27 protein-coding genes and 1 tRNA gene are annotated in these 26,931 nt (G+C 43.3%); 22 read left to right on the forward strand and 6 right to left on the reverse strand.

Annotated features, from left to right (window positions below; genetic code table 11):
* The first annotated feature begins 37 nt into the window (after positions 1-37).
* From ABR189_RS18450 to ABR189_RS18475, 6 genes are all read left to right on the forward strand, one after another.
* Positions 38-1,747 (forward strand): ArnT family glycosyltransferase, encoded by a 1,710-nt coding sequence (locus tag ABR189_RS18450; protein WP_354661942.1) that lies wholly within the window; start codon positions 38-40, stop codon positions 1,745-1,747.
* A gap of 82 nt (positions 1,748-1,829) precedes the next feature.
* Positions 1,830-1,903, forward strand: a tRNA-Asn gene (locus tag ABR189_RS18455).
* 302 nt (positions 1,904-2,205) lie between these two features.
* The gene (locus tag ABR189_RS18460; RefSeq protein ID WP_354661943.1) at positions 2,206-3,576 is read left to right on the forward strand and encodes a YopA family protein; all 1,371 of its coding nucleotides are present in this window, start codon (positions 2,206-2,208) and stop codon (positions 3,574-3,576) included.
* Positions 3,577-4,023: 447 nt separating this feature from the next.
* Positions 4,024-5,268 carry a phage integrase SAM-like domain-containing protein gene (locus tag ABR189_RS18465; protein ID WP_354661944.1) on the forward strand — a complete coding sequence of 415 codons (1,245 nt, stop codon included), beginning with the start codon at positions 4,024-4,026 and terminating at the stop codon, positions 5,266-5,268.
* 147 nt (positions 5,269-5,415) lie between these two features.
* Positions 5,416-5,802: a LytR/AlgR family response regulator transcription factor gene (locus ABR189_RS18470; protein ID WP_354661945.1), complete on the forward strand. Its 387-nt coding sequence runs from the start codon at positions 5,416-5,418 to the stop codon at positions 5,800-5,802.
* A gap of 221 nt (positions 5,803-6,023) precedes the next feature.
* Positions 6,024-6,233 carry a helix-turn-helix transcriptional regulator gene (locus ABR189_RS18475; protein WP_354661946.1) on the forward strand — a complete coding sequence of 70 codons (210 nt, stop codon included), beginning with the start codon at positions 6,024-6,026 and terminating at the stop codon, positions 6,231-6,233.
* Here ABR189_RS18475 and ABR189_RS18480 read toward each other — a convergent pair.
* Positions 6,230-7,012 (reverse strand): hypothetical protein, encoded by a 783-nt coding sequence (locus ABR189_RS18480; protein WP_354661947.1) that lies wholly within the window; start codon positions 7,010-7,012, stop codon positions 6,230-6,232. The two genes, ABR189_RS18475 and ABR189_RS18480, sit on opposite strands and share 4 nt — an antisense overlap.
* A gap of 135 nt (positions 7,013-7,147) precedes the next feature.
* Here ABR189_RS18480 and ABR189_RS18485 point away from each other — a divergent pair, with 135 nt between their 5' ends.
* The 4 genes from ABR189_RS18485 (at position 7,148) to ABR189_RS18500 (ending at position 8,900) form a co-directional block, all read left to right on the forward strand.
* Positions 7,148-7,447: a hypothetical protein gene (locus ABR189_RS18485; protein ID WP_354661948.1), complete on the forward strand. Its 300-nt coding sequence runs from the start codon at positions 7,148-7,150 to the stop codon at positions 7,445-7,447.
* Positions 7,448-7,475: 28 nt separating this feature from the next.
* Positions 7,476-7,700 (forward strand): hypothetical protein, encoded by a 225-nt coding sequence (locus ABR189_RS18490; protein ID WP_354661949.1) that lies wholly within the window; start codon positions 7,476-7,478, stop codon positions 7,698-7,700.
* 93 nt (positions 7,701-7,793) lie between these two features.
* On the forward strand, positions 7,794-8,240 hold the full coding sequence (locus tag ABR189_RS18495) for a hypothetical protein (RefSeq protein WP_354661950.1): 447 nt from the start codon (positions 7,794-7,796) through the stop codon (positions 8,238-8,240).
* A 48-nt stretch (positions 8,241-8,288) separates the two neighbouring features.
* Positions 8,289-8,900, forward strand: a complete 612-nt coding sequence (locus ABR189_RS18500) for a hypothetical protein (protein WP_354661951.1) — start codon at positions 8,289-8,291, stop codon at positions 8,898-8,900.
* Between the two features lie 19 nt (positions 8,901-8,919).
* Here the strand turns inward: ABR189_RS18500 and ABR189_RS18505 are convergent, their stop codons facing one another.
* Entirely contained in the window at positions 8,920-8,991 is a 72-nt protein-coding gene (locus ABR189_RS18505) for an ST-I family heat-stable enterotoxin (RefSeq protein ID WP_354663602.1), read from the reverse strand.
* Positions 8,992-9,064: 73 nt separating this feature from the next.
* Between ABR189_RS18505 and ABR189_RS18510 the strand changes: the two genes are divergently transcribed.
* The 8 genes from ABR189_RS18510 (at position 9,065) to ABR189_RS18545 (ending at position 16,021) form a co-directional block, all read left to right on the forward strand.
* Complete coding sequence (locus ABR189_RS18510; protein ID WP_354661952.1) at positions 9,065-9,676, forward strand: hypothetical protein; 612 nt, start codon at positions 9,065-9,067, stop codon at positions 9,674-9,676.
* Between the two features lie 72 nt (positions 9,677-9,748).
* Positions 9,749-10,885: a DNA cytosine methyltransferase gene (locus ABR189_RS18515; RefSeq protein WP_354661953.1), complete on the forward strand. Its 1,137-nt coding sequence runs from the start codon at positions 9,749-9,751 to the stop codon at positions 10,883-10,885.
* A gap of 51 nt (positions 10,886-10,936) precedes the next feature.
* On the forward strand, positions 10,937-11,458 hold the full coding sequence (locus tag ABR189_RS18520; protein WP_354661954.1) for a hypothetical protein: 522 nt from the start codon (positions 10,937-10,939) through the stop codon (positions 11,456-11,458).
* Positions 11,459-11,533: 75 nt separating this feature from the next.
* Positions 11,534-11,842, forward strand: a complete 309-nt coding sequence (locus ABR189_RS18525) for a hypothetical protein (RefSeq protein WP_354661955.1) — start codon at positions 11,534-11,536, stop codon at positions 11,840-11,842.
* 208 nt (positions 11,843-12,050) lie between these two features.
* Positions 12,051-12,452 (forward strand): plasmid mobilization protein, encoded by a 402-nt coding sequence (locus ABR189_RS18530; protein WP_354661956.1) that lies wholly within the window; start codon positions 12,051-12,053, stop codon positions 12,450-12,452.
* On the forward strand, positions 12,437-13,951 hold the full coding sequence (locus ABR189_RS18535; RefSeq protein ID WP_354661957.1) for a relaxase/mobilization nuclease domain-containing protein: 1,515 nt from the start codon (positions 12,437-12,439) through the stop codon (positions 13,949-13,951). The genes ABR189_RS18530 and ABR189_RS18535 overlap by 16 nt, the downstream gene beginning before the upstream one ends.
* Positions 13,952-13,989: 38 nt before the next feature.
* Complete coding sequence (locus ABR189_RS18540; protein WP_354661958.1) at positions 13,990-15,090, forward strand: YWFCY domain-containing protein; 1,101 nt, start codon at positions 13,990-13,992, stop codon at positions 15,088-15,090.
* A 70-nt stretch (positions 15,091-15,160) separates the two neighbouring features.
* Positions 15,161-16,021, forward strand: coding sequence for a type IV secretory system conjugative DNA transfer family protein (locus tag ABR189_RS18545; protein WP_354661959.1), 861 nt, complete (start codon positions 15,161-15,163; stop codon positions 16,019-16,021).
* A 63-nt stretch (positions 16,022-16,084) separates the two neighbouring features.
* Here the strand turns inward: ABR189_RS18545 and ABR189_RS18550 are convergent, their stop codons facing one another.
* Positions 16,085-16,702, reverse strand: coding sequence for an RNA polymerase sigma-70 factor (locus ABR189_RS18550; protein ID WP_354661960.1), 618 nt, complete (start codon positions 16,700-16,702; stop codon positions 16,085-16,087).
* A 39-nt stretch (positions 16,703-16,741) separates the two neighbouring features.
* Between ABR189_RS18550 and ABR189_RS18555 the strand changes: the two genes are divergently transcribed.
* From ABR189_RS18555 to ABR189_RS18570, 4 genes are all read left to right on the forward strand, one after another.
* Positions 16,742-17,995, forward strand: a complete 1,254-nt coding sequence (locus ABR189_RS18555) for a FecR family protein (RefSeq protein WP_354661961.1) — start codon at positions 16,742-16,744, stop codon at positions 17,993-17,995.
* 262 nt (positions 17,996-18,257) lie between these two features.
* Positions 18,258-21,596: a SusC/RagA family TonB-linked outer membrane protein gene (locus ABR189_RS18560; protein WP_354661962.1), complete on the forward strand. Its 3,339-nt coding sequence runs from the start codon at positions 18,258-18,260 to the stop codon at positions 21,594-21,596.
* A gap of 9 nt (positions 21,597-21,605) precedes the next feature.
* The gene (locus ABR189_RS18565; RefSeq protein WP_354661963.1) at positions 21,606-22,997 is read left to right on the forward strand and encodes a RagB/SusD family nutrient uptake outer membrane protein; all 1,392 of its coding nucleotides are present in this window, start codon (positions 21,606-21,608) and stop codon (positions 22,995-22,997) included.
* A 9-nt stretch (positions 22,998-23,006) separates the two neighbouring features.
* Entirely contained in the window at positions 23,007-24,287 is a 1,281-nt protein-coding gene (locus ABR189_RS18570; protein ID WP_354661964.1) for a TlpA family protein disulfide reductase, read from the forward strand.
* Positions 24,288-24,831: 544 nt separating this feature from the next.
* Here the strand turns inward: ABR189_RS18570 and ABR189_RS18575 are convergent.
* From ABR189_RS18575 to ABR189_RS18585, 3 genes are all read right to left on the reverse strand, one after another.
* Positions 24,832-25,161: a hypothetical protein gene (locus tag ABR189_RS18575; RefSeq protein ID WP_354661965.1), complete on the reverse strand. Its 330-nt coding sequence runs from the start codon at positions 25,159-25,161 to the stop codon at positions 24,832-24,834.
* Positions 25,162-25,178: 17 nt separating this feature from the next.
* Positions 25,179-25,658 carry a MauE/DoxX family redox-associated membrane protein gene (locus ABR189_RS18580; protein ID WP_354661966.1) on the reverse strand — a complete coding sequence of 160 codons (480 nt, stop codon included), beginning with the start codon at positions 25,656-25,658 and terminating at the stop codon, positions 25,179-25,181.
* 166 nt (positions 25,659-25,824) lie between these two features.
* Positions 25,825-26,850, reverse strand: coding sequence for a helix-turn-helix domain-containing protein (locus tag ABR189_RS18585; protein WP_354661967.1), 1,026 nt, complete (start codon positions 26,848-26,850; stop codon positions 25,825-25,827).
* Positions 26,851-26,931 lie beyond the last annotated feature (81 nt).

Here is a 26,931-nt window from a genome sequence, read left to right on the forward strand (position 1 = left end):
GGGCACGGAAATAGCTATATACGAGTAACTTTTGGGCATGTTATCCAAGCGTGCCTATTTTTCCGCAAAAAAATTATTTGCTGCTATTACGGAAAAGCAGCTCTGCATTCTCCTCCTTATTATGGTGGTATTACTGCAATTCAGTGCCCTGCCGGTAACCATTCTGGAACCGGACGGGGCATTATATGCCGGTATTGCCAAAAGTATGGTACAGCGTCATGATTACTGGAATCTTATTGCAGATGGGCATGACTGGCTGGACAAGCCACACTTTCCTTTCTGGATGATGTGCATCAGCTTTAATCTCTTCGGGTTTACGACCTGGGCATATAAACTACCTGCTATCCTCTTTCTTTTAATGGGTGCCTGGTATACCTATAAGTTTGCCGCAGCGCTTTATGATGAGCGGGTAGCCAGGTGGGCTGTTTGTATATTATTAACTGCAGAGCATCTGGTGATTTCCAATAATGACGTACGGGCAGAGCCTTATCTGACCGGGTTGATTATTGCCAGTGTATACCATTTTTACAGGAGCAGGGCATATTGGTTCAGTTATCATTTGCTCCTGGGAGCTGTTTTGGCCGCATGTGCTATTATGACGAAGGGTTTGTTTGCCCTGGTACCCATTGCAGGCGCTATTGGAGGGCATCTATTGCTCCAAAAGGAATGGCGCCAGGTATTACATCCCCGCTGGCTGTTGGCCGTCTTATTTATCCTTATTTTCATTTTACCGGAGTTGTATGCCTTGTACTTACAATTTGACCAGCACCCGGAGAAGGTGGTGTTTGGACGTACTGGAGTATCGGGCATCCGCTTTTTCTTCTGGGATAGTCAGTTTGGTCGCTTTATGAATACGGGGCCAATAAAAGGGGAAGGTGATCTGTTCTTTTTCTTTCATACGTTGTTATGGGCTTTTCTGCCGTGGAGTATCCTGTTATATGCAGCTTTGATTGCCTTTATCCGGAAAGGGCGTACTGCCCAGGAATATTACTGTATCAGCGGGGCTTTGCTGACGTTTGCGTTGTTTTCCCTGTCGAAGTTCCAGTTACCGCATTACCTGAACATCATTTTCCCGTTTTTTGCCATATTAACCGCACAGTATATTTTATCGCTGCACACCCCCAAGGGGATAAAGTTTTACCGGATTACCCAATATACCATTATCATCCTGCTGGCCATTGGCGTAATTGTAATAGACCTGTTGTACAAGCCGGTGATGGATTACGCCTGGCTGTTGCTGGCAGGATTGGTGATAGCCGTATATATGCTTACCGCCCGCCTGGGGCGTAAATCTATCAGCGGCATTTTTTACCGTACTTGTCTGGCTGGTATTTTACTGAATTTGTATCTTAATATGATTCTATATCCTGATATGATGCAGTATCAAAGCGGTAGTGAGGCTGCCCGGTATGCTAATCATGCTGTTCCGCATATGCCGGTTGTGTTTTATGGCACTAATTCCTACGCATTGGAATTTTATCTGGATGCTGGTGTCATGAGATACGATAGTACCGCCCTTGCCGGTGTTATATCAGGCACCCCTCTCCTGCTGTTTACCGGTCCTGCGCAAATGGCGGATCTGGAGAAAAGCGGGTATAAATGTGTGGTACTTAAAAGTTTTCCGCATTTTTATATCAGCAAATTAGATTTGCCTTTTGTTAGAAAAGCAACGCGGGAGTCCGCGCTGGAAAAGCGTTTGCTGATTACGGTGCAATCGGGGGAAACCTTTTTAGCACAGCAGCGATAAAGATTTTTCAAAAAAAGTTGACAATAGATTTTGCAAAAAACAAAAATTGTCTATTTTTGCAATCCCAAATCAAACGGGAGATTCCTCCTTAGCTCAGTTGGTTAGAGCATCTGACTGTTAATCAGAGGGTCGCTGGTTCAAGTCCAGCAGGGGGAGCTAATAGCAATCGTAACGAACGCTAACGAACGTTGAAACCCGCGCCAGTCGCGGGTTTCAACGTTTTAGGGAAATTTGTGGTACATCCGAAATGCCGTTAAAAACCGTTTATTTTCGCCATTTATTTTCGGAAAATTTTCGGATTATTTTCGGATTTTAGACCCTTTCCTACCTAAAACCCTTTGAAAATACCGCACGAAGGACACATACTGAACAATTGAGGTGAACGGCTTCGGTCCGATTGAAAAGCGTAGTGATTTTTTATATTACATTATTTCACATTCTTACAATCTCCTTCTTGTATGCAGACTCCAAAAGAATTGCTGGACGAAAGTTTTGCAGATATTCCTGATCGAATCGAACCTTCCATTTCCATGAACCAGCCGAACCAGGAGCTGGATATATTCACGGGCATATTTGAACTTGCGTCAGGCCCAAACAGAGCAACCCTAAACGGAACTATAAGTTTCCGCTGGCATCCTTCCACCGACACTTCCTTTACTGGAGAAGTAAAAGCAGACCCTTCGCTGATATTACATAATTCAATGGAGACAGGTCTTTCTTTGTACGTAGATGGTCTTCTGGTTGGCGCCGCTCATATAACACGAAGAATCGTCGGAAAAAACCAAATTATTTCTGGCATTTGTACAGGATCAATAATTGGGGATCGCAGTGTTGCTGTTAGTGAAGTTTTCTTTTCCGTCCCAAACTTTCGTGATTTCCTGGGTAAACTAGTAAGAGATCCTGGCACTTATTCTAGTCATAGGGCGCGTCTGGAATTCGATGACAGTGAGTACAAGATCATATTGGATAAGCACCAAAGCTATAAAGAGCTTTGGCAAGAACTAGGTCAAACCGGAGGATATCAAATTCTATACGGCGGTAAAATTATAAAACACAAAGGAACAATCTCGCTACCAGAACTCAGAGATTACCTTTTCAAATTCAATAATTTCCTTTCCTTCGTTAATGGAGCGAGAATAAGCCTGCTCTTCCTTAAAGGCGTGCATGCTGGTGCAACCCTATGGACCGATTATGCTGGCTACAGTTGTGATTCTTATAAGCCGAGTCAATCATGGGCAAATGCCCTCGCTATTGATGATCTAAATGGTATCTGGAATAAGTTCTCAGAAATTTGGTCCGAACCTGACAATAAGCAATTCTTACTTCTTGCCGTTCACTGGTATTTAGAAAGTAATTCTACCTCAGTTGTAGACAGTTCTATTATAATGGTTCAAACTTGTCTGGAGCTATTATATAACTGGCTTGTGGTAGAACAAAAGAAAATTATTACCGGAAGTGATGCGACAAACATAAGTGCCTCCAATAAGATTCGCCTTATGATTTCACAAATTGGGATATCACCGGCAGTGCCAGCAAAGTTTACTCATTTAAGCAACATGGTCGAAGAAAATGATGCTCCAGAAGTTCTCGTGTGGATCAGAAACTGCCTAGTTCACGGCCAAAAAAATAAACGGAATGAGCTGGCAAAACTGAGCGATATGGTAAAATTCGAGGCACTTCAGTTGGGGTTATGGTATTCTGAACTTGTATTATTATATATTTTGGGATACAATGGAAACTATGCCAATCGTTCTGAATTAACTGGATGGCGAGTTAAGGGGGAGCTGGTCCCCTGGGCTCCTCAACCTTCAAAAGCAGTCGTATCTTGAAATGCTAAACGACATAGTCTCTCGATGCACCTACCCTGCAGATATTCGCTTTTGGTTTGTTCACGAAAAAAAACAATTTTTTATCTGTAGACGTGAACCTATTATTGCTTCAGGTGAGGAATTGAAAATGCAAGCATAGTTTTCGGATTATTTACGCATTGATTACAAATAGTTTAATATCAATACGTTCTGCTCCCCAGCAGCAGGAGCAAACGGCCATCGAAACGAACGCTAACGAACGATGAAATCCGCTGCTATAGCGGGTTTTGTCGTTTTGGAAGAATCTCTGGCTACTCTCGAAATACCGTTAAAAACCGCTGATTTCCGCTATTTATTTTCGGATTAATTTCGAAAAATTTACGGATTTTACCCCAATTTTTTTTGATTAAGTCCTCAGAAATAGCCTATTTGCAAGCATAGGAACGCGCGTAAAAAAACGCAGTTCCTATGGGTATAAGTGTGGCCGTCAAATACAATTGGCGCAAAGAGATAAACAAAAGCGATTGCTATCAAATTGACATCCGCGTCACCATTAACTCAATACCGCAGTATTACAAGGTGGAGGTGCCACAGAAAGTACCAAGCCGTGATTGGAGTGGAATAGCACCTACCTGGGTGAAGAATAGTAACCCTTTTTCCTTTGCGATCAATGACAGCATCCTTAAAAGACTCCAGCAAATTGCCGATCTCCAAACCAGGCTCTATGTGCAAGGAAAGAAGCTGACCTTTTTCCATCTCAATAAGGAGTTGAACTTCAAAGGAAACCGTAAAAGTTTCAATGACTATTTCAAAAACTATGTCACAAAACCTCCCGAAGAGGTTGTTCTTGAGCCTGGCACTTGGGAAAAGTATCGGAGCTTCATAGGTCACCTGGACAACTTTAATCCGAATTTGCGTTTCGATGAAATTGACGTGGAGATGGCTGCACGTATTCGCAACTTTCTAACGCGGCAACCTGGTAGCAAACCAGGGACTAAACTGGCACCAAGCTCGATCAAGTCCCTTTTTGACAAGTTCATGGTGGTACTTCAACATGCCGCGACTATCGATAAATTAATTGACAGAGATGTTGTGGAAAGCATTATTAAGAAAGTAACCATAGTAGTCCCTGACAGACAGGACGGCCTTCATTGGGATGTAGTCGAGATACAAAATCTCAAAAAAATTCCTGCATCGGCCTTGCTTCCGTCACAGATTAGAGACAGGAAACTCTTTCTATTGCAAATTTATGGTAGTTGGTACTACCGCGATCTTTTCTATATGAGCCGGTGGGATGTTCATAAAGATCATGAGTTTGGCATGTATGTAGCCGGAGCACGAAGTAAAAATGACCAGCCTCGCCTTGTACCGCTCTGGAAGTTCCCCGGCGCAGAAGCGATTATGAAGGAATTTGAAGATCCAGACCCAAAGTCAACTTTCTGGTTTCGAAGAGACATTTTTGTTGAATCGCAGGCTTACAACCGAAATCTCAAGGTACTCGCAGATATGGCTGGTGTTTACCGAGATGTCACCAATAAGACAGCCCGCCATACAGGCATGACATTAATGGCAAGGTTAGGCGTAGCGTATCCTGCGTTAAAAAAGATTGCTGGCCAAAAAATACGAGATATCGGTAGGGCTTACATAAAGATGGGTATACGGGAAATCATCGACGCTACGGAATTAGCGCAGTTTGATCGACTTGGAATTTGACCGGATAGTCAAATTCGTCTATTCCTACGTTTATTATAATAAACCATCCAGTTCAATATCTATTTAAACGGAATGTCTTGAGTTGTTGAAAACTGCTTAGTATTTCAGAATGTCACTGGCCCGCCCAGTCAAATAGCTCTAATCTCTATGCAATCTTTTTTCTTTATTCATTTGAAAGGAAAATTTGTACGTATTAACGTAAAGGATATTAAATATGCGTTAGCAGTAGCTCACCATGTAAAGATATGCGCAGATCAGGGGACATTCATTCCACATCTGAGCTTGAAGCAACTGGAAACTTTTCTTCCCGCGGAATCTTTCTCACGGGTAAACAGAGGCACGCTTGTTGCGCTTAATCGGATCATGTCGTTCGACAAAGATGAGGTGGTATTAAAAGACATCAGGTTTTCATTCAGTGACAAATACCGCAAAGAATTGGAAAGCAAAATTACCGTCATGTTACACCAAGAAAGATTTTCAGTCAAAGATGCTCATTCCGGTGCAAAAAAGTGCACCTGTTCCTTGCAGGAGTAAGAGTCATCAAACATGCGTAACTTAATATCAAATTTTTCGTTCCCACCTAGTGTGGTTCCCGGAGGGAGTGTCCACTCCCTCTCATTTTATTTCAATAATATAGCCAGTCTGCGGTTGGAAAAATTGATGGCTGCGCGAGCATTGCTTGTATTTATGCAGTCAATAGGCCAAGTTGTGCCTTAACCACTGCTTTTGCATGGTTGTCTTACTATTTTCATGAAGTGAAAAAAAATAAAGTCTACAATCGAATTAAGGCGAACCTGGCGCTACACCAGGTAAAGAATAAGAAACTCGCTGAGCAACTGCGCATCAGCCCGCAGACCGTTTCCAAATGGTGTACCAATCAGAGCCAGCCTTCCATTCCACAACTGTATGCAATCGCAATTTTTTTGAACGTGCCCGTTACCGATCTTCTTGAGCTACCATGTTAACCGGCAGGGGGCGTTCTTTGAGCAGTTTCCGACTCGCCCTTCGCTCCCCTCTCCTTTTCATCACATAAGTGAAAAAGGATGTACAGCATGCAAAGGTAAACACCCACTGAATAGTGCCCGTGGCTTTCCCCGTGTAGCATGGCATTTCTATAAAAAGTTAGCCGTTCCGCAATCTTCGGCATCGTCCATCTCTCCAACTTTATTTCTTTTTGGCCAAGCTCACTTCTCCTATGGTTCGCATTCTTAACATACGCTGTAGCGTATTTGTCAATTCTTATAAGATTCCCTGCGACTTGCAACTTTGTTTTCTTCAATTTATTTATCGCTTGCCCAATAGGCATCCCCCGATAAAGACCGTGATACTTGTTATTAAATACATCCTGCTCCAATGGCCGCCATCCCAATAGATATTTTGCATGAAATTCAATCACGCCAAACATAAACGTTGTTCCGAAAATACATTTGGTGAAAATCTCTTTGCTGCCAATCAGCGACATCGCCTCCCGGATGGTATCTGTGAGCCAGGGACGAATATGATCCTCTTTATAAAATTCTAAAAATTGCTCTAATAACCAAAATTGCTCCGTCAATACCATGTGCCCATCCACCGGTGAAAAATTTCGCTTTAACACCATTTCGGTAAGGTAAATCTTCAAATCGACCTCTGCTGCTTCATAATTTACAAATTCCTCCAGCTTAACCATCCCTCCCCAAACAGCAATAGGCTCCTCAATAAAGCCATTTGCTTTTATACAGGTCTGATACTCCGCAAGTGTCATCGTTTCTTATATAATTATAGGTGTGTCGACAAACAAGGCATTGTGCTCATAAAATTATTCTTTTCCCTTCTCCTGACAAAAGCTGACAATTTCGTTTTTGCCCATTAGTGATTTTCGCTTCACAAAAGGTGTGAAATGAACAGTGAACGAACGACGACTTTTATAATGATGCCTGAAGCAGACTTGCTTCAGATTAGGTATCTGCTTCAGGAGATCTTAACAGCAATTAATGCAACCGCCGCCAAAATGAGCAATTGTTCGATTGAACCAGAGTATATCCCGGCAGCCGCTTTCATGAAAGCGGTCAATATCAAACGAACCAAATTTTACGAGCTGATCACTGGCAATAAGATCAGAACATTAAAAAAAAGAAGAAAGGTATATGTACTCGCGTCTGAAGTGAGCCGGTATTTCAATGATCCCGCATTCCAATAACCAATGTAAAATCACTAAAACCATCATTATGGAAAAGATTAAAACAAAACCCGGTTTGACAGATGTAGTATTCTATTTTTTCAAAATGGGTCTTGGTATTCAACACGCGGAGGCATTTTTCTATTACCAGGAACAGAAAAAATGGGATGTGAGAGGAAGAACAGTAAGGAATTGGAAATCACTTGCATTTAATTGGGTTTGCTCCTTTCGAAAAGCAAAGCCTTTAAGAAATATCTCAATCCTTTGCGATTAAGGCGCCAGGTAGGCAAGGTTGCTGAGCTGTCAAAGTTTTCTGCTGCTAACAGAACTGGAAATGAAAGGGATGATAGAACTAATACCGTTGGACATGACAAAGCTAATAAGAAAAATCGTAAATGAACAAGTCGAGTTGCTACAACAACAAGGGTTTGATGAACACACATTGAGGAGTCCCTATCGTGATGGTTGGCTGAAGGACGAGTTGATGATTCATGTTACAAAGGCATTTAAAGACATGCACTATGACAACTCACCTACAGACTTCGTAATTCATGCCGTCGGAAGAGTTGACTCAAATAAGGGTGTCGCTAATTATGATTTGCACTTTCATTTTGATTCAAAGAAAAAGAATCTTTTCGTCACAAAGGTTGAAAGCAGAATGGGAGTTGAGAAAGTTGCTGTCCTCGTCGGGGAGAATGGCTATCTACCCCATTCCAAAGACCTTTTGCAATTGCTTTCATTTCAAGCAACCTCACAGAGAACACCAACGCCCCGGCAAGTACTCCCACCACGGAAGCCGAGAATGGGTCTTTAGTCTTATGAAAACAACATGCATTTTTTAAAACTTAAACATGAGCTCAATATGGAAATTGAACTGCGAAAGATCTACATAAGCCGTCAATTCTCTGAGGAAACGGTGGCTTTCACTGCCAATCTCTGGATCGATGGTCGCAAGGTTGGGTACGCCAGCAATGATGGAAAGGGCGGCTGCACTAATTATGAGCCTGATCATCCGGACGACAGAGACACACTTCGCGCGGCAGAGGAATATTGTAAGACATTGCCTCCCTGGAAGCTGGATGACACAACATCGATACCGATGAATCTTGAGCACTTCATTGACAGGAAGATAGATGAATATGCCAATATGGAAGAACGGAAAAGATTCCAACGAAAAATGGAAAAGTCAATGGCCGCCCATATTGTTTTCGGTATACCCGGTGCCGATGAATTTAAGTCCTATCCAACCAGTGCTCCAATTGTAGCACTGCTTAGTAGCGAGTCAGGACAGCAATTATTATCCAATGAAATCCAGCAGGTAGTAACAGCGTTTATAAAACCTGGTGAACAAATACTAAACACTAATATCCCGTCAGAATTACGTGACCTTTCGATTTACAAAAAAGAAGGACAGCAGCAAGAACGGAAAATACACCCGCAGCAACGAAAGGGGAATCCACCAAAATTAACCTAGTTAGTACCTGAGAATTTTTTTAGAAGTTAGACTTAGTTGGGTTACAAACAAATTCGCAGCAATAAGCCCACGACCTGTCAAGCATTTCCATCACGAAAACCGTGAAGGCGATTTTACCCTGGTGAACATAATAATCTTATTTAATCCTTTAACATGGAAATATTATGGAAATCGAACTGAGAAACATACACATATTCGACCAAGCCTCTGAGGAATCACTGGCCTTCTTTGCAAGCCTTTACATCGATGGGCGGAACGTGGGGGCCGCGTTCAATAATGGAATGGGCGGGAACACTCTTTATCATCCTGATCATCCTGATGACATGCAATTACTTAAGGAAGTGGATGATTACTGTAGGACCTTTCCCTCCTGGCAACTGGATGATAAACTATCTGTTCCAATGAATCTTAGAGTTTTCATTGAGATGAAAGTTGCTGAGTACGCCAATAAGGAAGAACTGAAAAGATTCCAAAGGGAAATGGAGCTGTCTATGTTTGATCATATTGTATTTGGTGTGCCTGGTGCCTCTGAATTTAGGTCCTACCCGACTATTGCGCCGGTTGCAGAAATGCTCAGTCTTGAAACAGGACAACAATCGCTGTCCAATGAAATCAAGCATGTGGTAGTACAGTTTTTAAAGCCTGGGGAACAAATCCTGAATACGAACATCCCGTCGGACTTACTAGATCTTTCCAACTACAAAAAAGAGGGACAACAACAAGAACGAAAAATACACCCCGATTCTCGTAGGGGAAATCCTCCAAAATTAACCTAGTCAGTTCAGTGGTCCTACCGTCAACGCAGACATGTGTGATTAGAAAACATTGTGAGAAAAAGTATTGCGGCCATGCGTCATGGAAGTTTGTTTTCGGGAGTGGGCGGGTTTGACCTCGCCTCAAAGTGGATGGAATGGGAAAACGTGTTTCAGTGCGAGATTGATCCTTTCTGCAGAAAGGTTTTAGCATGTCACTTCCCGAAGGCGAAACTCTTTGAGGATATAAAAAAGATGAAAGGAGAACAGTACTATGGGACAATTGATATTATTTCAGGAGGGTTTCCATGCCAGCCATTCAGTTTGGCCGGAAAGCGAAGGGGTAAGAACGATGATCGCTATCTCTGGCCAGAAGCTCTCCGACTTATTACAGAAATCAAACCCCGCTGGATTGTGCTTGAAAACGTTGCTGGCCTCTTCTCCATTCTGGAACCCGAAACTTTGTCTCAAGTGGAGGTCCAAGCGATTGAGCTTTTCAGTACGGGTGCACATCAAGAAAGGGATACCACCATTCTCCGAGTCCAACGACGAGTTATCGGAACAATTGTTTCTCAAATCAGCGCTGCAGGATATCTATTCCCCCAACTTATCGACGGCACACCAGTCGTTATGTGTATTCCAGCTTGCTCCGTCGGAGCTCCTCACCGCCGAGACAGGGTCTGGATTGTTGCCTACGCCAACAGCATCGGATCAAATGTCCCCCAAGTCACACCAATCAATTGTCAGAGAATTGACGGTGGTCAGACCTGGCAGGAAACAACTGGCGAATCTTCGAGATGTGGTAGCCTGGCAGCCGGAGAGATTGTTACCAACTCCAACAGCCGGTTTGAGCAACCGACCACTCAATGCGAACGGCCGGTCGGTGAGCCGCAAGGGAACGAGTTACGGCGTGGGGTTGGAGCAGTTGGCGAAAGCAGGGCTTTTACCGACTCCTACTTCGAGCGATTACAAAGGAGGATGCACCCGGCAGAATCCCCAATACCAGGGAAGTTCTCTATCGCACATGATTCATGGGATTATCGGAACGCCTGGCAAAACTTCCCAGTTGAATCCCCTATTTGTCGGCGAAATGATGGGGTTTCCCCCCACTTGGTTGACACTACCTTTCAAAAATGGAGAAACAACTGCATCAGGGCCTTCGGCAATGCCATAGTTCCACAAGTTGCATTTCAGTTGTTCCAGGCAATTCAAAGCGTAGAAAGGCGAAAGTAAAACACAGTAGCAACAAGCCTGCGGCGATTAACTCACAAAAATTTTGACTGTATGAAAAAGGGTATGAATAGCAAGGAGAAAGCCTTTACCGAGCGAATGAAAGGGCGTCAGCCTGTAATCGAGATTCATGGGCATCCATTTTTTATCGAAGCACGCTGGGGATTGCTCACTCCCAAAGGCAACTTTCTAAGTAAAGGTATTAATCTAAACGACATGTGTGAGTTCTCACCTGGCACCTATAGATTCTATTATGATACTAATAGAATGACCGAAGCGGTTATAAGAAAAGATATTATTGAACTACCCAAGAATGTAGTGCTGATTGAAATACCCAGTTTACTTGCACTCGACCCTGTGATGATGGCAAAAAGATGGGACGAGGACCCGCGAAGGTATTTGAATGAATACCCATTGAAAATGTATAACGTAGCCAAGGTTATTCCCATCAAGAAGAGTCCGTTAGTGGAATTAGTAAAAAAAAATCTGGAGAAAATAAAGGCATTGCAGTCACCCCGGCAGCGGATTATAAAGTCGAGCTCCCCTGACAGAAAGAAAAAAGGAAAGGGCTTGTAGTAGGCCGATGCAAATAAGCTGGTGCAAAACCGAACGAATGAAATGGGAATTGGAAACTAAATAAACAAAAAAAAGATGGCCGAAATAAAAAGAAGAATCCTCTCGCTTACCACTGGTAAACAAATTAAACTTTTTGGAAACAGCGTTGGCATCGGGAAAACATTGGAGCTTGGTGAGGGGTACGCGCCCAATATCTTATCTAGTAGTACGGGAATCTCCGGCGAAGAAGCTCCCCCTACGGTAAACAATCCGTATGGACTCACGGAAGCTGAAATCATGGAACTGGCCGACTATATGATGTCGCTTTGGCTGCAACTTAAAGAGAGCATCCGTAAATACGGTCTCAAGGATGCCCGGATATTCGCCAGGGATTCGGCAAAGTGAGCCCTGAACTGGCAGCGCAAAAACCACAGCAATTTGGCCAATTTCCGGTGTTTTTAGTACACCGGTGGAAATGTCGCCCAACGCTTCGCTTGGGCAGCAAGATGTAGAGTTGTGCACAACTCTAAATTTCCCCCTGCCTCCAGCGTCGGCAGGGAAAAAAGCCTTCGGTGTCGGCTTTTTTATTATTTCAAACCTTTAAGGGTGACCGATGAGAAAGAAAGTGAAGGAGCGAGACGCCCTAAAATATGATATTAAGCTACGGGTTAACCAGCACCATTACGACAGACTGAACAAGTTAATGTCCGCCTCCCGATATCGTAACATGAGCGAACTACTGCGCGACATCGTATGTAACCGGCAGGTTGTAACCTATTGCCATGATGAATCTTTGGACATTGTAATGACCGAACTGGTTCGTCTCCGCAAGGAGCTAAACTCTATCGGCATCAATATCAATCAGATTTCCCGGCAGATCAACAGCTCAGACAAGCACGTACTAAAAGTCACACTCACTCTGCAGGCCACCACGATGCTCAAAGAAGTGAAAGATAGCATGCAGCCGTTATTATTAATTGTCGCTGAATTATCAAAAAAATGGTTGCGAAAGTGAAACCAGGGAAAACGATCAGGGGGATACTCAACTACAATGAAAACAAAGTGGATGGTGGGAAAGCCCTTTGTATACATTCAGCAGGATTTGGATGCGAGGCCGGTGATTTGTCGTTTTCTTCTAAGTTGTCTCGCTTTACCAACCAGAACGCCAGGAACGCGATTGCCAAAAAGAATGCAGTCCATATCATTTTAAGCTTCGCCCCATCTGAGCAGATCGACCGGGATACGCTTTGTCAGATTGTCGATACCTATATGGAAAGGCTTGGCTTCGGTGAGCAGCCGTATCTGGTTTATCAGCATTTCGACACCCACCAATCACATCTTCATATTGCCACGATTAACATACGGGAAGATGGAACGCAGATCAATATGCACTACATCGGCAAGAACCAATCCTCCCGTGCCCGCCGTGAGATAGAACAAGAGTTTGGTTTAATCAAAGCCGATGGCAGAGGGCAAACCGGAAACTTAAGCCTAAAACCTGCTGATCTCACCAAGATCAGATTGGGAGAAGTGGAAGTGAAATCCAGCATTTCCAATATTGTCAGAACGGTAGTTGAATCCTACAAATTTGCAAGTATGCCGGAACTTAATGTGATTCTTGGCCAGTTTAATGTCTATGCAGATATGGGCGCCCCCGACACCCGGATGTACAGAAGTGGAGGCCTTGTTTATAAAGTGATAGATGAGCAAGGTGAGATTGCTGACAGTCCACCAATAAAAGCAAGTTCAATCCATGAAAAACCAACCCTAAAGAATATCGTCGCAAAGTTTGAGAGAAACAGTAAAGACCGCCAGGCCTATCAAGGAAGAGTGATGCGAACCATTGACAATGTCCTAAAGAAGGTGCGAGATATTCCTACTTTCGTTCAAGCTATGAAGGGCGAAGGAATCCATGTCGCTTTCTATAAAAACAAGGAATCCTATATATATGGTGTCACCTACGTAGATAATCTGACTTATTGCGTATTCAAGGGCAGTGACCTAAGAACGGGATACAGCGCAAAGGCAATTCTGGGCAAATTGCAGTCCCAAAATATGGATGAACTGGAACTGAATCGTCAATTTGTAAAACGTATTGTTGAGCAGACGGACTTCGAGCAAGGTATTCGGGGCGTCCTCAGGGACTGGACGAAAGCCGGCCTGATGATACGAATCGATGCCTCTTCAGGTGACGAGACCGTCTACCGGCTAGGAAATATTTTCACGTCAAGCGATTCCTTTCTCGTTGCGGACAAGAACATTACCTGGTACCTACAAAATAATGGGTTCAACGAATCCAAAGCAGCAAGGATACGCCAACTGGTAATGGATCAGATCAGACTACCCGACATATTTCCACTTGAACAACAAACCGCAGTGGTTGCGACAAAAGTGACGGATCAGCTCTCCCGGTTTATAGACCAGCTATTTGAACCAGCCTATGCAGGCAACTCCCTTCCAATAGAACTACTGAAAGAAGCAAGAAAAAAAAGGAAAAGGAAAAAGTCGCAGTAAGGACTTGCGACAGATTGTGTAATTGAAAATGTGAAGTAATGGATACTGGAGAGAATACACAAGGGCTAAGGGCAATAGCAGACCTTACCCGAAAGGCAAGCTTTATTTTACTCGCCCTCAATTTTTATGTCTTTTGTTATGCCGCGTTTGACCAGTGGGGATTAACCTGGGATATTATAAAACGCATCTTACAGAATTTTGGAGAGACCGGCATCTTTAACAGCCTGCACTACACAAAGTCGTTTTCATTCTTACTACTCTGTATCTCGCTATTTGGGAGCAAAGGGAAGAAAGATGAAAAGATCAAAGTTGGGACAATTAGTAAGTATTTATCAATTGGGGCGCTGTTGTATTGGGGCAGCTTTCTCGTTTTTTACCTCAACTGGTCTACTCAATGGGTTGCCATTTCCTATATCGCGACCACAATCGCTGGCTTTATGCTTTTTATGGCAGGTGGTGCCAGACTATCGCGATTGATCCAAATTAAACTCACTAAGGACATTTTCAATGAAGAAAACGAAACATTTCCACAGGAAGAGCGCCTGTTGGAAAATGAGTTTTCCGTTAATCTGCCTGGGACATATCGACTGAAGGGGAAAACCAGGTCTATGTGGCTCAACCTGATTAACTGCTTCAGACTTGTGCTTGTCGCAGGAAGTCCAGGGGCAGGCAAGACCTTCTTTATTATTCGAGAAGTAATCATACAATGCATCAGACGTTCATATTGCATCATATTATATGATTTCAAGTATGATGATCTTTCGATTATTGCTTACAATGCATGGCTAAAGTATAAACATCTTTATCCGGTTCCCCCGAAATTTTATGTGATCAACTTTGACACGCCGATTAACCGATGCAATCCGTTGGAGCCATCTACTCTGCTTGATATCACCGACGCTACAGAAAGTTCCCGTACCATTCTGCTGGGGTTAAATTTTCAATGGATCCAGAAAACTGGGGATTTCTTTGTCGAATCACCAATAAATTTCTTCACTGCTATCATCTGGTTCTTAAAAAAATATAAGGGCGGGTTGTATTGCACATTGCCACATGCAATCGAACTGATGCAATCCAACTACGACGACCTCTTTCCGATACTCTCTACTGAGCCGGAAATTGAAGTCTTGATAGGGTAGCGCCCATCCTGGTGGATGGGCGCTACCCCTTGGAATTAATCCGTTCGTTAGCGCGTACATGAATCGCGCTATGGAGCAACTGGAAGGACAAGTTGCCTCCGCAAAGATCGCGCTTGCGCGATTGTCGTCACCATTATTATACTACGTGTTATCGGGAAACGACTTCTCACTGGATGTAAACAATCCGGAAGCCCCCAAGCTAGTTGCATTTGCCAACAATCCAGAGAAGACACAGGTATATGGAGCTGTGATATCCTTATACCTGAATAGGCTCTTTCGTATTCTTCCTAAAAAAGCTAGGCAGAAAACAGCAATAGTAGCCGACGAGTTCAGTAGCATTTTCGCAAACGGCATCGAGAATTTTCTGGCAATTTCACGCGGATATCGAATTGCAACTTTCCTTGCAATCCAAAATATAGCGCAACTCCGCAAGTCCTATGGGCGAGAACAGGCAGATGTTATCTTCAATCTGGCCGGTAATATCATTTGTGGACAAGCGACAGGAGATACGGCGAAGGCCGTGTCCGAAGCAATTGGGAAAATTGTGCAGGAGCGGGAAAGTGTATCTATAAATAGGACAGATACCAGTGTTAGTCGAAATACGCAACTGGATTATGCCGTTCCTGCATCGAGAATTGCGGGACTTTCATCGGGAGAATTTGTCGGGATACTGGCAGATAATCCCGATCAAAAGATCAAACTAAAGGCGTTTCATTGCACAATTGTCAATGACCCCGATGCCATCAACGCAGAAGAAGCGAAATATAAGAAACTACCGGAAGGTAAGATATCGTCCCAGGAGATTCAGAATGAGTATATGCGGGTGAAAAATGAAATAGCAGAACTGGTTGCAAGTGAGATCGAACGAATTCGAAAAGACCCTACCCTGGCACACTTGCTCTTTGTCCACCCCGGCAATGAGGGTGGATGAGATATGAGCCACGTAGTACGGGTATTTGTTCGCTTTTTGTATTTTGGTCGAACAAGTATGGGACTAAATATAAGTACCTAATAATTGCGTGACAGCCATCGCAGAAATGGTAAGTGTTAACTTGTGTTCGTTCACTGCTTCCCGAAGAACTCTCAATGCCTTTGTGATATGTTGCTCAACTGATCTAACCGAAATATTTAATTGGTCAGCTATTTCCTTATTTGTCAATTGTTGTTTGCGGCTGAGTGTGAACACCGTCTTACATTGCGGCGGAAGTTTTTCAATATAGTTGTTCAAGACAGCCGATAGTTCCTTTGACTCTAATTTTAGACCATCGTCGTGAACAATTGGCTCATGAAAGCCCACATCTACGAGCTTAATTCTGTGCTTTGCACTAAGTCGCTTCCGGTAGTGGCTGAATATTCTATTACGCAACGAAATAAACAGATAGCCAGATATATCTGTTTTAATTAACGCATCCCTTTGCTTCCAGAACGAAACAAAAACGTCCTGGACAAGCTCTTCAACTTCGAGTATATCATCCACCTTTTGAATTGCCAGATCATACAGCCTGGGGAAATACTTTTTGTAGAGCGCCTTGAACGCCTCCTCGTCCCCCGTTTGCCAAAAACCGACGAGCTGACCATCATCAAGGGCCATATAATCAGGAGACTGTGCCATGCAATAGAGACAAATTTAAACAATTAAAAGGGGAAACCCTTGCCTGTCGGGCTTTTTAGCTCTATTTTAAAAAAATGGCAAATTGGAGCTGGGGTTGGGAAAAACTTTTGCGTATTTATTATAAGCAAAGCAAAATCTATGGATCAACAAAGGTTACAGGAATTGTTGGACAAATTTGCCGAAGGACGATGTACCAAAGAAGAAATGGCGGAATTAGAGCAATGGTATGATAATCTTTCGACATATAAAAAGAGCAATTCCTCTTTGGCTGAAATAAATGAGGAAGATTTTGTCGACGAAAAGTATCGAAATTTTCAGCGATTGGTTGAAGGATCATCCTTTGAGGCAAACTCTCCACAACGTATTTGGAATATTCGATGGGTGCAGGTTGCAGCCGGATTAGCACTTTTTACCAGTCTGTATTTCTTAATATGGTACAATAAACAGTCTCGGCAGATTGCAGATGTGCCCCCCGCTTCCAGTAGTTATGATATTGTTCCTGGCGAAAGCAAGGCTTTTCTGACACTGGCAGGTGGAGAACGTATTCGTCTGGACAATACAACCGGAGGGATAATTGCAAAACAAGGTGGATCAGAAATAAGGAAAGTTGACAGTGGACGCATTGAATACAAAGCGGCACCGGGGCAACATCAGGCTGTACTATATAATATGGTGTCAACACCCCTGGGAGGACAATATCAAATTATCCTACCCGATGGAAGCCAGGCATGGTTAAATGCAGGGTCCTCCATTCGATATCCAACTGCATTTATAGGCAATGAACGAAATGTTGAAGTAACGGGTGAGGTTTATCTGGAAGTAGCAAAGAAAAGCGGCATGCCATTTAAAGTTATGTTACGCGATCAGACGGAAGTGGAAGTATTGGGTACGCATTTCGATATCAATGCCTACGATGACGAAGGAGGAATTACTACTACTCTTCTGGAAGGCTCCGTAAAGGTTAGTGTCAACGGACAGAGTAAGCTCATACGGCCGGGACAACAAGCGACATCGGCAAACAGCAGTATTACGGTTATCAATGTTCCTGACGTTTCGTCCACGGTTGCATGGAAAGATGGCTTATTTCACTTTGACAACACTCCTGTGGAGTCAGTTATGCGACAAATCGGACGTTGGTATAATATAGAAGTTACCTATAAAGGAACTGCACCAATTGAAAACCTTACAGGAAGGATCAGCCGTAACACGAATCTATCGACTGTACTGGAACTGCTTCATAGCGCAGGGATCAAGTTCGAAATGAAAAGGGATACAATAATTATTAATCGATGACGCACCACCTCCCTCAGCCATGTTTAGCATTGGGGGTGATTAGTAGCATTCGTTTTCTCATGTGCCTACTAGTAATGGCCCAAAGCGGGGGGTGTTTCTACACTCCCCTTATATTAAACCTACTTATGAATATCCAATAACAGAAATGCCGGAAGCGTTGGACCGCGACCGGCAAAATTGAGGTACCCTTTGATTCAATCTTGCAAGACTGTCACCTATCCATTGGACGGGATAGGGCATTGAATAACCTCAAATCAAATCTATGCAATTAACTTCTCACTGCAAAGCGTCGGATCACCCTGCGCGGGCGCTACGACGGAACGAAGGAAAAACACGCTACCTGACTAAATGGCCCATCGCGCTGTTGATCATGCTATGCCTGCACATCGGACAATACGCGACGGGCCAGCAGGTAACTCTATCAAAAAAGGAAGCATCACTGAAAACGGTCCTTTTTGACATCCAGCAACAGACAGGGTACAATTTTCTTTTCAAGGAATCGATGCTACAAAAAGCAAAACCCGTTACAATTAACGTAAAGGATGCACCGCTGGCTACTGTTTTGGAGTCGATCTTTAAAGATCAGCCGTTGACTTACTCCATTAAGGACAAATCGATCTCAATCGCTGAGGATGAAAAACGCCAAAGTATCAATGAAAGTGCTGGAAAGCCGCTTTTTAACGTAACTGGCACCATTGTAAATAGCAATGGAGAGCCGGTAGTAGGCGCGACTGTTTTAGTAAAAGGAACCGCCAAAGCAATAAGCACAACAGCTTCGGGAGAATACTCATTTTCTAGCATCTCGGGCGATGAAGTTCTCGTGGTAAGTGGTGCAGAGATTGAAACCACGGAGGTCAAAGTTGCAAATAGAACCTTCCTCCCTATCCGCGTTAGCACGAAAGTAGGTGAATTGGATCAAGTGTTGGTACAAGGATATGGCACCACTACAAAACGACTTTCCACCGGCAGCATTGCCCGGGTCACTTCAAAGGAAATAGCGCAACAGCCTGTTACCAACCCACTACTGGCCCTACAGGGAAGAGTTCCTGGCTTGATCGTCACCCAAACAAATGGCTATGGTAGCGGAAGCATTTCTATTCAAGTGCGGGGCAAGAATTCAATACTCCAGAATTCTGATCCATTTATTATCGTGGACGGCGTTCCCCTGTCTCCGCAGAATGATAGAATTAATCTGCTCTCAAATGCATCGATGTCGGGAGTGAGTCCGCTATACACGATCAATCCACAGGACATTGAAAGCATAGAGGTACTTAAAGACGCAGATGCAACTGCAATTTACGGTAGCAGGGGTGCTAACGGCGTGGTATTGATAACGACGAAAAAAGGGAAACAAGGCAAGCTAAAAATCGATGCCAACATCTATTCTGGATGGAGTCGCGTCACAAGGACGATGGACATGATGAACACTTCTGAGTATGTACAAATGCGGAGAGAGGCATTTTCAAATGATGGACTTGTGCCCACGGAGTTTGACGCTGCAGATATTTTGCTATGGGACACTACCAGATATACTGATATGAAAAAACTATTCCTCGGTGGTACCGCCGGTATGACAAATGCCAATATTAGCCTCAGCGGAGGTTCGGAGAACACTCATTTTATAATCAGTGGTAACTATGTTAGAACAACTACGGTGCTACCAACGAACCTTGCAGATCATCGGATATCAGGGCACAGTTCCATCTCGCAAGCGTCGAGAAATAAGAGGTTTTCCATAACACTCTCCACCTCCTATTCCTACACACGTAATTCCGTACCCAATATGGAAGTGAGTCAGTTTATTAACAGGCCGCCAAATATTAAGCTGTATGACTCGATTGGAAATTTGAATTGGGAAGAGGGTGGCGTCAGCTTTTACGAAGCCACATATGGCATACAGTACAGCAATCCCTTAGCGGCACTTTATGCTCAATACTTAGGAAATTATAGCAACCTGAACAGTTCTATTCGACTTAATTACGACGTATATGGAGGGATAGGATTTAAGATTAATGCTGGGTATAATTCTGTGACAAGCGAGGAACGGTCACTGAACCCATCAAAAAGCCTTGATCCATTTGATAATCTTAATAATACTCCGAGTGCAAGTTTTGCACGCGGTAGTAACGCAAACTGGATAGTTGAACCGCAGGTTATTTTTAAACGAGCATTCCCATTTGGGCGATTTGATGCGGTTCTTGGCAGCACAATACAGAAGCAATCCAATGCCGGATTAACTGTGTTTGGTTCAGATTACCAAGATGACGCTCTACTGGGATCTATTAGCGGTGCGGGAAAAGTATTTGCCAGTAATGCCTATTCTCAGTATCGCTATGCAGCGGTTTTCGGGAGGATTAGCTATAATTTCAACGATAAATATCTGCTTAATCTGTCGGGCCGCAGGGACGGCTCGAGTAGATTTGGGTATGCAAATCAGTTTGCAAATTTCGGCGCTGTTGGCGCAGGGTGGATTTTTTCTAAAGAGGAATTTTTCTCAAAGCATCTCCCCTGGCTAAACTTCGGCAAACTTAAGGCTAGCTACGGGGTAACAGGAAATGACGGGATCGGCAACTATGCGTTTTTAGATACATGGAGCAGCAGCGGAAGTACCTATCAAGGTATTCCGAGTCTAAATCCATCAACTCTTTTTAACCCGCTCCTTGCTTGGGAACTGAATAAGAAGATTAACCTGGGTATCGATATTGCTGTTCTCGCCCAACGATTCCAATTCTCTGTTGAATACTTCAGGAACCGATCAAGCAATCAACTGGTAAATTACAGTTTGCCAATCCAAACTGGCTTTTCCTCTGTTCTGGCCAATAGAAAGGCAACAGTTCAAAACACCGGGTTCGAGCTTGCATTGGAAAGTGCCAATATCAAAACACACGCGTTCGAATGGACATCAAGGCTAAATATCTCTTTTATTCGAAACAAACTCATCGCATTTCCAGCTATCGAAAAGTCAAGTTATGCTAATACTTTGTTTGTTGGACAATCGCTATCGACGAAAGCATTGTATCAGTTTGCTGGAATAGATCAAACAACAGGTTTGTACGCATTTGTGGATGTAAATGGTGATGGGATTCTAAATGGTGCAGACAAGGTCGTATTTATGAATACCGATCCCAAATGCTATGGGGGACTACAGAATACTGTACGCATCGGAAGCTTTCAAGCAGATTTTCTCTTGCAGTTTACCCATCAAAAGGGTCGAAACTACTTGGGGACAATTGGAGGCTATCCTCCAGGGATAGCCTTTACAAATCAGCCACAGATTGCCCTTAATCGTTGGCAGAAAGAACAGGACAATACAGATATACAAAAATATACCACTACTCCTGACAGTAAGTTCTTCTTGTTGCAATCGTCAGATATAGTGTTTTCTAATGCATCATTTGTTCGTCTCAAAAACATAGCGATATCCTATAATGTGCCTCCTCACGTTCTGAGGAAATTGAAAGTCGAACAAGCACGGCTTTATGTTCAAGGGCAAAACATTTTTACGATAACCGACTACATCGGGGCCGATCCTGAAACGCAAAACATGTATGCTATGCCTCCGCTCAGAACCATAACGGTCGGTATTCAATTAACCCTTTAAAACAGCAGTATGCAAAATAACATATCAGTTAGAATAGTAGTCCTTCTTACACTTTTATCTGCGGGCGCTTGCAAGAAATTCGTGACAATTGAACCAGCGCCATCGCTGATTAAAACGGAGAGAATATTTACCTCCGATAAGACAGCACTTTCCGCAGCGTCCGGCGTTTATATTGCTATGCGTGTAGGACCGACGCTCTTTTATAATGCTGGAATGACTCTTTATGGCGGCTTGATTTCTGATGAAATAATACCCAGCAATCCCAATTCGGATACTCGGGCTTTTTTTGAAGCTGACTTGGTGGCAAATAATACGACAGTAACTGGATTTTATGCTCTTTTATACCAGGTGATTTATCGGTGTAACGCGGCATTGGAAGGACTGGAAGGGAGCCATTCGTTGACTCCAGGCCTAAAAGACCAATTAATTGGTGAGATGAAGTTTGTTCGCGCTCTACAATACTACTATTTAGTAAATCTGTGGGATGATGTTCCACTGGTCACAACTTCCGACTACCAGGTGAATGCAACATTGGCACGAACTCCAATGACGAAAATCTTTGAGTGGATGGAAGTTGAACTTAAACAGTCAGTTTCGCTTTTACAGCCCGAGTACCCCAGTCCTGGAAAGGTTCGCCCAAATCGATGGGCGGCCTTAATGTTACTTGCTAGGTTGTATCAGCAGGAGAAAAAATGGGATTTACTGGAAGATGTGACTACAAATATTCTTAGATCAGGCGCTTATAGTTTGGTTCCAGGCAGCTCATTACAAAACGTATTTGCAAAAAACTCCTCTGAGACCGTATGGGAGCTGGCCAGCCCGAATGAGACGCAGTTAGTGGGTGACGCGACCATCTTTGTCCCTGTGTCACCAACGGTACGGCCAGCATACACCTTGTCGCCTGGCTTGCTTAACAGCTTTGAGCCAAATGACCGCCGAGGTCAGGTGGGCACTTGGGTCGGCAAAAACATTGTAAATGCAATCGAGTACGTCTATCCCCGGAAATACGGGCAACGAACACTAATAGTAAACACGAGCCCTACAGAGTATAAGGTTGTGTTTAGGTTAGCTGAAGCATATTTGCTTCGGGCTGAAGCAAGAGCCAATATGGTTGAAATCCTACAAGCACAAGCTGATATCAACAAGATCAGGGAGCGGGCCGGACTTACCGAATCGGCAGCAGATAACAAAGAATTGCTGCTTGCAGCCATTGCCGAAGAAAGAAGACATGAGTTCTTTTGCGAATGGGGACACAGATGGATTGATCTAAAAAGGACAGGAATGAGTGATATCGTCCTCGCCCCACTGAAAAGCAAATGGCAATCCTACGATGTGAACTTCCCCGTACCCGAAAAGGAGCTTCTTTACAATCCCTATTTAGTACAGAATCCAGGATTTTAATTTAAACTTATGAAACAAACATTCTTTGCAATTTGCATCTGCATATTTTCAATATACAATCAAGCCGAAGCCCAGGCACTTCGAATTGGTGACACTGTCCCGCACACAAGGTTGCCTGCAAGCAATTATAAAAAAGATTATATTGATCTGGCCGAATTTAAAGGGAAAACCACCCTACTTGTATTTTGGTCGTATATATGTGTCAACTGTTTTAAGTCATTCCCAAAAATAGATTCCCTTCAAAGGGAGTTTGGCGAAAACGTGCAGATTATTATGGTCGACCGTCATTCGGCGGCTTCCACAGACTCCTTCTTTCAGAAACGAAAAAGAATTTTTCGACCCGACCTGCCGATGATTCATGACACAGCAGTAATGCCCAAACTATTCCCGTACAATAGTGTGCCTTTTCATGTATGGATAGATAAAAATGGCAAAGTACTGCATAAAACAGGTGGGTTCAGCACAACAAGGGAAAACTTAGCCTCGGTCATAAATGGTGGTAAGTTGAGGATAGCAGAGTATGAACCCGTCTATTTTAAACCCTCATTATTTGATACCTCATATAAGGAGGACCTCACTTATTTCTCGTATTTGTCCCGCTGTATCGGTAATCTGCACTTGACAAGTTTAAGGGGAGGGCCGAACGAGCTGTATTACTCCTGCCAATCCGTTGCGAGTCTTTATGTTAAGGCATATAATGAAGGTGGAAAGTTTAAATTTGATCGACCTGGCAGAGTGCGCTATATGTTTCGAGACTCATCCCGCTATGTTCTTCCCTCAGACAGGTCAGTGATTCCAGAATGGCTCGCATCAAACGGGTATAATTATCACCAATTAGTCCCAAAAGAACTCGGTAATCGGCGATTTCAGATAATGAGAGAAGACCTAAATCGTGTGTTTCCTGTCACGGCTCAACCTGTCACCCGTCGGGTTAAGTGCCTGGTACTGGGAAGACTTCCAAATATTGACCGACTTAGAACAAAAGGTGGACAACCCAAACGCAACTTTGTTTACCTTGGCTTAAAGGCAGTTGAAGAGTACAACAAAAAGGAACTTCAGAATGTACCATACAGTGAGTTCTCTGGAATAATGAGTGGTACTCTTGAAACTATTTACCAAATGCCGGTAGTCGACTCTACTGGATTTAAAGGAAACATTGATATTGCACTTACACCTGAAGCAATTGACACTGAAAACCTCCGCTTGCTACAATCCGAATTGAAGAAGTATGGGATTCTATTGGAGGAAAAGGTATGTCCAATTAAAATCCTAGAATTGACTGACAGATAATTTTGAGTACAAATATTCGAAGCCATCAATGCGTCCTGCATGGATGGCTTTTTACTCTTCACTTAGTTCTCTCTATAAATGTCGCTATCCACCCCAGCCGATGGTAGGGGCTGTCCAATTGAACGTACAATATTTGAGCCCCTCATACAAAGTAGATTCCCCGAGAAGTCACATGGAACTGGTACGGCATTTGGCACCAATTGGTCCTGCGCCAGCGGTACTGCGGTATTGGAATACTGAATAGAGGAAATATGCACACCGTCAGTGGTTTCATACCAGTACGAATAGCTTGAAAGTACTCTATTATTTTTTCTTACATCGGCAAAGCCATTTAAGCACAAAACAATCGCAATCATTATCGTAGTGAAGACTGAGATCTTTATCCTTTTCATTGTGTGAGTTTGTAATACGCCTTTAACAAAGCATAATAGGTTAAAACATAATCTGCCCAACAAATTATTCCATTCCGATTGTAGGAGCTTTTTCCTCCCACCCTAGTAGAAATCATCCACGCCTATTCTAGCATGGATGATTTCGGTTTCGGCTAGTTCTGCTTATTGATGTCACTATCGGGTGCTGCCGAAGGAAGGTTTTGCCCAATTGTGCGAGCAACAGTTGAGCCACGCATGCAAAGCGTTTCCCCGGAAAAGTCGCATGGAACATCCACGTTGTTGGGGATCAGTTCATCTTGGGCCAACGGCTGTGCGGTGTTAGAGTATTTGATTGCGGCAACGTGTGACCCGTCAGTGGTTTCATACCAGTAGGGATACTGTTGAAGCAACCGCTGGCTTTTCTTTACAGTAGTAAAGGCACTTAAGCCAAGAACAATGGCAACTGCAATAGCTGCAAACGCTGAAATTTTTAACTTTTTCATGGTTTATTATTTTAAGGTTAAAATATGGCTTTGATTGTTGCTGATGATTTGAATAATTTAGAAATTTGAATTGAGCTTAACCCTGAATTCAAAATGAATCCAACTATTGATAATGTCAGTAAAAACAAATTGAAAACTATGTGTTCTCCAAAGGTCAGACTGCTGATAAACCCACCACAACTGCATGGCAGTTTTGAAGCGAATAATTTCATCATGCTTAAGTAACCTGTAAACAATATTAGTAGCATCATAGATAAACCAAATCCGAGTGTCTTCAGTCGACTATGCTGCAATAATAGCAGTAGTACGATAAGTATTTCCAATGCCGGAATCGTAATTGCTGACAGCGTCGGAAAGTTCCTGAATACTGGCACCTGTCTAAAATGCATTACAAAACCCGTATGGCCAAATATCTTCTGATAAGCGGTGTAGGAATACACAATGCATAGAACGACTGCAGCAACTTCAGTTAGAATTGCTTTTAGCTTCATTGTCATCAATTGTTGGGATTGTGGGCCGTGTCTTCCTGTCTAATACTTGTGGTTTATCCTCAGCATAGGTAGTTCTCCGAGATACATTTCTTTGGTTATTTTGACCGGCAATAGCCCTTTATTCTGTTGTAAAGATAGATTCACAAAAACAAACATCAGTTAGGAGGAAAGGTCAATCTTCTTTGGAGAAATTGCCCAAGCCATCCCTACCTCCCATTCTAAGTTTGGTCGGGCTTTCGCCAAATCTCAGTTTTATCGCAGCAGAGAAAGTTGAATAGTCCCTGTAGCCATACGCCTCTGCAATTGATGATAGTGGCCGGTTTGCTTGAACTATATCCCGATACATTGAATCAAACTGAACTTGCTTGAAATAACCTCTTACAGTATTATCACAATGAGTTTTGAATAACTGCTCCAGTTTCTTCTCTGTAAGTCCAACAATTTCGGCCAATTGCGAAATGCGGGGTGGACTCGGCTGATGGATATGTCCAGCCAGGAAATCCTTGATCCAGTCCACCTTTTCAATATCAGTGCTATACGCCGGTTGCGTCGCCTGCATGGCCTTTGATAAAGACTGGAGTATGAAGATAACAATCTCATTTACAAGCTGAGAGCGATCAATCGACCTAGGCAAAGCATTTGGCCCAAGTAAAACGAGTTGTTCAACTAATTCATTTATTCGGTCATAGACGCCTACGTTATGCCTGAGTATGGTACCAGAAACGCCCCCACTTATTATTCCACTCACTATTGGAAACGCAGTTGCGTAAATACGCAAACGATCAGGGGGTACAGAAATACATAACACCTGATAAAGGCCAGGCTTTTGAAACGTTAACCCGCTATTTGCAAAGGGTGGCGTAATAGCATTAATCTGGCCGGCGACAATAGTATCGGACACTTCATCCAGCTCACAATTGAGCTCACCCTTTATAACATAGTAAAGTATTGGTGCTGTCCGCTGACTAGAAACCTTCAATCGCGTGTATTTGCTTATTACGTATTGAATCATCCACGCCTCCTCAACATCGCTGTGGAGTAAATGCAGAAGCAGATGCCCGCCCTCATTTCTATTTACATAATGCTGCGTGGCTCCCAACACACTGTAATGCTGCAGCCGCGCGGGCAAACCTTTTTCAAAACGTAGAGGCTGATCATCCTGGTCGTAAAATGATAGCAGTGGGATGTCGCGGTTCATAGGGCTACTCAGATTTTGGTTAAACAATCAACAGACTTAATAGTACTGCTATTATAGTACTCGGTAAGTTTAAGGTACCCA

The organism is Chitinophaga sp. H8 (assembly GCF_040567655.1).
Taxonomy (GTDB): domain Bacteria; phylum Bacteroidota; class Bacteroidia; order Chitinophagales; family Chitinophagaceae; genus Chitinophaga; species Chitinophaga defluvii.

What these genes read in the sequence shown, in the direction of transcription:
- ABR189_RS18450 (WP_354661942.1), top strand. Translation starts at nt 38, where the DNA reads ATGTTATCCAAGCGTGCCTATTTTTCCGCAAAAAAATTATTTGCTGCT.
- ABR189_RS18460 (WP_354661943.1), top strand. Translation starts at nt 2,206, where the DNA reads ATGCAGACTCCAAAAGAATTGCTGGACGAAAGTTTTGCAGATATTCCT.
- ABR189_RS18465 (WP_354661944.1), top strand. Translation starts at nt 4,024, where the DNA reads ATGGGTATAAGTGTGGCCGTCAAATACAATTGGCGCAAAGAGATAAAC.
- ABR189_RS18470 (WP_354661945.1), top strand. Translation starts at nt 5,416, where the DNA reads ATGCAATCTTTTTTCTTTATTCATTTGAAAGGAAAATTTGTACGTATT.
- ABR189_RS18480 (WP_354661947.1), bottom strand. Translation starts at nt 7,012, where the DNA reads ATGACACTTGCGGAGTATCAGACCTGTATAAAAGCAAATGGCTTTATT.
- ABR189_RS18485 (WP_354661948.1), top strand. Translation starts at nt 7,148, where the DNA reads ATGAACAGTGAACGAACGACGACTTTTATAATGATGCCTGAAGCAGAC.
- ABR189_RS18490 (WP_354661949.1), top strand. Translation starts at nt 7,476, where the DNA reads ATGGAAAAGATTAAAACAAAACCCGGTTTGACAGATGTAGTATTCTAT.
- ABR189_RS18495 (WP_354661950.1), top strand. Translation starts at nt 7,794, where the DNA reads ATGACAAAGCTAATAAGAAAAATCGTAAATGAACAAGTCGAGTTGCTA.
- ABR189_RS18500 (WP_354661951.1), top strand. Translation starts at nt 8,289, where the DNA reads ATGGAAATTGAACTGCGAAAGATCTACATAAGCCGTCAATTCTCTGAG.
- ABR189_RS18510 (WP_354661952.1), top strand. Translation starts at nt 9,065, where the DNA reads ATGGAAATCGAACTGAGAAACATACACATATTCGACCAAGCCTCTGAG.
- ABR189_RS18515 (WP_354661953.1), top strand. Translation starts at nt 9,749, where the DNA reads ATGCGTCATGGAAGTTTGTTTTCGGGAGTGGGCGGGTTTGACCTCGCC.
- ABR189_RS18520 (WP_354661954.1), top strand. Translation starts at nt 10,937, where the DNA reads ATGAAAAAGGGTATGAATAGCAAGGAGAAAGCCTTTACCGAGCGAATG.
- ABR189_RS18525 (WP_354661955.1), top strand. Translation starts at nt 11,534, where the DNA reads ATGGCCGAAATAAAAAGAAGAATCCTCTCGCTTACCACTGGTAAACAA.
- ABR189_RS18530 (WP_354661956.1), top strand. Translation starts at nt 12,051, where the DNA reads ATGAGAAAGAAAGTGAAGGAGCGAGACGCCCTAAAATATGATATTAAG.
- ABR189_RS18535 (WP_354661957.1), top strand. Translation starts at nt 12,437, where the DNA reads ATGGTTGCGAAAGTGAAACCAGGGAAAACGATCAGGGGGATACTCAAC.
- ABR189_RS18540 (WP_354661958.1), top strand. Translation starts at nt 13,990, where the DNA reads ATGGATACTGGAGAGAATACACAAGGGCTAAGGGCAATAGCAGACCTT.
- ABR189_RS18545 (WP_354661959.1), top strand. Translation starts at nt 15,161, where the DNA reads ATGGAGCAACTGGAAGGACAAGTTGCCTCCGCAAAGATCGCGCTTGCG.
- ABR189_RS18550 (WP_354661960.1), bottom strand. Translation starts at nt 16,702, where the DNA reads ATGGCACAGTCTCCTGATTATATGGCCCTTGATGATGGTCAGCTCGTC.
- ABR189_RS18560 (WP_354661962.1), top strand. Translation starts at nt 18,258, where the DNA reads ATGCAATTAACTTCTCACTGCAAAGCGTCGGATCACCCTGCGCGGGCG.
- ABR189_RS18565 (WP_354661963.1), top strand. Translation starts at nt 21,606, where the DNA reads ATGCAAAATAACATATCAGTTAGAATAGTAGTCCTTCTTACACTTTTA.
- ABR189_RS18570 (WP_354661964.1), top strand. Translation starts at nt 23,007, where the DNA reads ATGAAACAAACATTCTTTGCAATTTGCATCTGCATATTTTCAATATAC.
- ABR189_RS18575 (WP_354661965.1), bottom strand. Translation starts at nt 25,161, where the DNA reads ATGAAAAAGTTAAAAATTTCAGCGTTTGCAGCTATTGCAGTTGCCATT.
- ABR189_RS18580 (WP_354661966.1), bottom strand. Translation starts at nt 25,658, where the DNA reads ATGACAATGAAGCTAAAAGCAATTCTAACTGAAGTTGCTGCAGTCGTT.
- ABR189_RS18585 (WP_354661967.1), bottom strand. Translation starts at nt 26,850, where the DNA reads ATGAACCGCGACATCCCACTGCTATCATTTTACGACCAGGATGATCAG.